The organism is Rhodococcus sp. ENV425, assembly GCF_002887785.1.
Classification (GTDB): Bacteria; Actinomycetota; Actinomycetes; order Mycobacteriales; family Mycobacteriaceae; genus Rhodococcus; species Rhodococcus aetherivorans.
The window spans coordinates 14,341-18,653 of sequence record NZ_PCZU01000181.1; the positions used below are offsets into that span (position 1 = coordinate 14,341).

The 4,313-nt window shown below is 71.6% G+C and carries 3 protein-coding genes; 2 read left to right on the forward strand and 1 reads right to left on the reverse strand.

All coding sequences use genetic code 11. The features are described 5' to 3' along the window. Positions 1–1,096 (reverse strand): molecular chaperone HtpG (gene htpG, locus CQZ88_RS31110; protein WP_374703827.1); only part of this gene is annotated, 1,096 nt, incomplete at its 3' end. 211 nt (positions 1,097–1,307) lie between these two features. Between htpG and hutU the strand changes: the two genes are divergently transcribed. Together hutU and hutI are read left to right on the forward strand one after the other, a co-directional pair. Further along, positions 1,308–2,990 carry a urocanate hydratase gene (hutU, locus tag CQZ88_RS14935; RefSeq protein WP_029545300.1) on the forward strand — a complete coding sequence of 561 codons (1,683 nt, stop codon included), beginning with the start codon at positions 1,308–1,310 and terminating at the stop codon, positions 2,988–2,990. Between the two features lie 4 nt (positions 2,991–2,994). Next, complete coding sequence (hutI, locus tag CQZ88_RS14940) at positions 2,995–4,179, forward strand: imidazolonepropionase (protein ID WP_006932408.1); 1,185 nt, start codon at positions 2,995–2,997, stop codon at positions 4,177–4,179. The last annotated feature ends 134 nt before the right edge of the window (positions 4,180–4,313 follow it).

Genomic DNA, 4,313 nt, shown 5'->3' on the forward strand with positions numbered 1-4,313 from the left:
TGAGCCGCCGGCGGATCGCGCGGATCTGCCTGTCCTGCTGCAGGATCTCGCGCGAGACGTTGAGCGACAGGTCCTGGGCGTCGACCACGCCCTTGACGAACCGCAGGTACTCCGGGATCAGCTCCTCGCAGTCGTCCATGATGAACACGCGCTTGACGTAGAGGTGGATCCCGGTCTTGCGCTCGCGCATGAACAGGTCGAACGGCGCCTGCGACGGGATGAACAGCAGCGCCTGGTATTCGAATGTGCCCTCGGCCTTCATCGGGACGACCTCGAGCGGCTCGTCCCACGCGTGGCTGACGTGCTTGTAGAACTCGCTGTACTCCTCCGCGGAGACGTCGTCCTTCGAGCGCGCCCACAGCGCCTTCATCGAGTTCAGGGTCTCCGTCTCGCGGACCACTTCGGCGACGGACCCCTCCCCCTCGGCGGGCTTGGTGCGTTCGACCTGCATCCGGATCGGCCAGGCGATGAAATCCGAGTAGCGCTTGACGATCTCCTTGATCTTCCACTCGGCCGTGTAGTCGAACAGGTGATCCTCGGTGTCCTCCGGCTTGAGGTGCAGCGTCACCGACGTGCCCTGGGGTGCGCCCTCGACCGTCTCGATCGTGTAGGTCGACTCGCCGCTCGACTCCCACCGGGTGCCGTCGTGCTCGCCGGCCTTGCGGGTCAGCAGGGTCACCTTGTCGGCCACCATGAAGGTCGAGTAGAAGCCGACCCCGAACTGGCCGATGAGTTCCTCCGGCGCGGCCGACTCCTGCGCCTCGCGCAGCTTGCGCCGCAGTTCCGCGGTACCCGACTTCGCGAGGGTGCCGATCAGGTCGACCACCTCGTCCCGGGACATGCCGATGCCGTTGTCGCGGACGGTGAGGGTGCGCTGCTCCTTGTCGACCTCGATCTCGATGTGCAGATCCGACGTGTCGACCTGCAGGTCCTTGTTGCGGAACGCCTCGAGCTTGAGCTTGTCCAGCGCGTCCGACGAGTTGGAGACGAGTTCCCGGAGGAAGGTGTCCTTGTTCGAATACACCGAATGGATCAGCAGATCCAGCAGCTGACGCGTCTCCGCCTGAAACTCGAGCTGTTCGATACCCGTGGTCATGGATGGTTCCCTTCGACAGCAGAACGTTCGACGAAATCGTACGACCGCGCCGCCCCGCTGTTCCAAGGGGCCGCCGGGCGGGCCGCGGCCGGCCGCTCGGTCTCGGATCCGACACATCCGCCCGGACCGGTTGTCGCGGGGCGGTCCGCCGCAGTGTCATGGGATGGAGTCGCGGCGCCGGCGCGCCTCGCCGGTTTCGAGAGGAGGCCCCATGGCCACCGGAACGACCCCCTCCGCCCTCCCGGGCCCGCGGCCCGTGCGCGCCCCGCGCGGTCCCGGGCTGCGGTGCCGGGGCTGGCAACAGGAGGGCGCGCTGCGCCTGCTGATGAACAACCTCGATCCCGACGTCGCCGAACGGCCGGACGACCTGGTGGTCTACGGCGGCACCGGCCGGGCGGCCCGCAACTGGGCCGCATTCGACGCGATCGTGCGGACCCTCGAGACCCTCGGCGGCGACGAGACGCTGCTCGTGCAGTCCGGCAAGCCCGTCGGGGTGCTGCGCACCCACGAGTGGGCACCGCGCGTGCTGCTGGCCAACTCGAATCTGGTCGGCGACTGGGCGAACTGGGAGGAGTTCCGCCGCCTGGAGGCGCTGGGGCTGACGATGTACGGGCAGATGACCGCCGGATCCTGGATCTACATCGGCTCGCAGGGCATCCTGCAGGGCACCTACGAGACGTTCGGGGCCGTCGCCCGCAAGCGGTTCGGCGGCAGCCTCGCCGGCACCGTCACCCTGACCGCGGGCCTCGGCGGCATGGGCGGGGCGCAGCCCCTGGCGATCACGATGAACGAGGGCGTCGCGATCTGCGTCGAGGTCGACGAGGCCCGGGTCGACCGCCGGCTCGCGCAGGGTTTCCTCGACGCCAAGGCCGACAGCGTCGAGGCGGCGCTGGCCTCGGCGCTCGCGGCACGGGATGCGCGCGAGCCCCGCTCGATCGGGGTGGTCGGCAACGCCGCCGACGTCGTGCCGGCGCTGCTCGCGCTGCAGGCCCCCATCGACATCGTCACCGACCAGACCTCCGCCCACGACCCGCTGTCCTACCTGCCGCTCGGGGTGACGGTCGAGGAGTGGCACACCCTCGCGGCGAAGGACCCCGTGTGGTTCACCGAGCAGGCCCGCCGGTCGATGGCCCGGCACGTGAAGGCCATGGTCGGGTTCCTCGATCGCGGCGCCGAGGTGTTCGACTACGGCAACTCCATCCGCGACGAGGCCCGCAAGGGCGGCTTCGACCGGGCGTTCGCGTTCCCCGGCTTCGTACCCGCCTACATCCGTCCGCTGTTCGAGGAGGGCCGCGGGCCGTTCCGCTGGGTCGCGCTGTCGGGAGATCCCGCGGACATCGCGGCCACCGACCGTGCCGTCCTCGAACTGTTCCCCGAGAACGAGCATCTCGCCCGATGGCTCACCCTGGCCGGGCGCGCGGTGCCGTTCCAGGGGCTGCCGGCCCGCATCTGCTGGCTCGGCTACGGCGAACGGGACCGGGCCGGGCTGAGGTTCAACGAGATGGTCGCCGCCGGAGAGGTCGCCGCTCCGATCGCCATCGGCCGCGACCACCTCGACGCCGGGTCGGTGGCCTCGCCGTACCGCGAGACCGAGGCGATGGCCGACGGTTCGGACGCGATCGCCGACTGGCCGCTGCTCAACGCCCTGGTCAACACGGCGTCCGGCGCGTCGTGGGTGTCGATCCACCACGGTGGCGGGGTCGGCATCGGCCGGTCGCTACACGCCGGGCAGGTGTGCATCGCCGACGGCACCGACCTCGCCGCGCGCAAGCTCGAGCGGGTGCTGACGAACGACCCCGGCACCGGCGTCCTCCGGCACGTCGACGCCGGCTACCCCCGTGCCGCCGAGGTCGCCGCGCGCCGCGGACTGCGCATCCCGATGCGGGAGGGCTGACGCCGTGTCGCCCGGGCGGAACTGGACACTGCTCGACAACATCGGCTGCCTCGTCACGAACGACCCGGAACTCGACCGGGGCCCGCTGGGGGTGCTCGTGGACGCCGCGGTGGTCGTCGGCGAGGGTCTGATCCGGTGGGTGGGGCCGCGCGACCGGGTCCCCGAGGGGGCCGCCGCAGACCGGCACGACCTGCAGGGCCGCGCCGTGCTGCCCGGATTCGTCGACAGTCATACGCATCTCGTGTTCGCCGGGGAGCGCGCCGAGGAATTCGCCGCCCGCATGGCCGGTGCCCCCTACACCGCCGGCGGCATCGCCACGACGATCGCGGCGACCCGCGCGGCGACCGATCGCGCGCTGGGGGCGACGGTGTCGCGGCTCGTCGCCGAGGGGTGGCAGTCCGGGACGACCACGGTCGAGTGCAAGTCCGGGTACGGCCAGTCCGTCGCCGACGAGCTGCGTTGCCTGCGGGTGGCCGAGGTGTTCACGCCGGAGACGACGCTGCTCGCCGCGCACGCCGTGCCGCCGGAGTTCGCCGACCGCCCCGACGACTACGTCCGGCTGGTGTGCGAGGAGATGGTCCCCGTGTGCGCGCCGCACGCGAAGTGGATCGACGTGTTCTGCGAGCGGGGCGCGTTCGACGCCGACCAGTGCCGGGCCGTGCTGCAGGCAGGGATGGCGCACGGCCTCACCCCGCGGGTGCACGGCAATCAGCTCGGTCCCGGGCCGGGCGTGCAGCTGGCGGTGGAGGTCGGTGCGGCATCGGTGGACCACGTCACCTACACGACGGCGGCGGACGTGGCGGCGCTCGCCGGCTCGGGCACGGTGGCGACGCTGCTGCCGGGCGCCGACTTCTGCACGCGCAACCGGTATCCGGACGCGCGGGCACTGCTGGACGCGGATGTCACCGTCGCGCTGGCCACCGACTGCAACCCCGGCACCTCTTACACCACGAGCATGCCGTTCTGCATCGCGCTGGCGGTGCGCGAGATGCACATGAGCCCGGAGGAGGCGGTCCACGCGGCGACCGCCGGGGGCGCCGCGGCGTTGCGCCGGGACGACGTCGGCGTCGTCCGGGAGGGCGCACGGGCAGATCTGATCGCGTTGGACGCGCCGTCGTACCTGCACCTGGCGTACCGGCCGGGAGTGCAGCTGGTCCGGGAGGTCTGGCAGGAAGGACTGCGGATGTGAGGATTCCGGTCGACGTGCCGCCGGCGCCGTGGACAGGCCGCGACGACGGCCCCGGTCCCGAGCACCTGCGCTGGCACGACGTGGTGGCGCCGCTGCCCGCGGACGCCGCGCGGGCGCAGGTCCTGATCGGATTC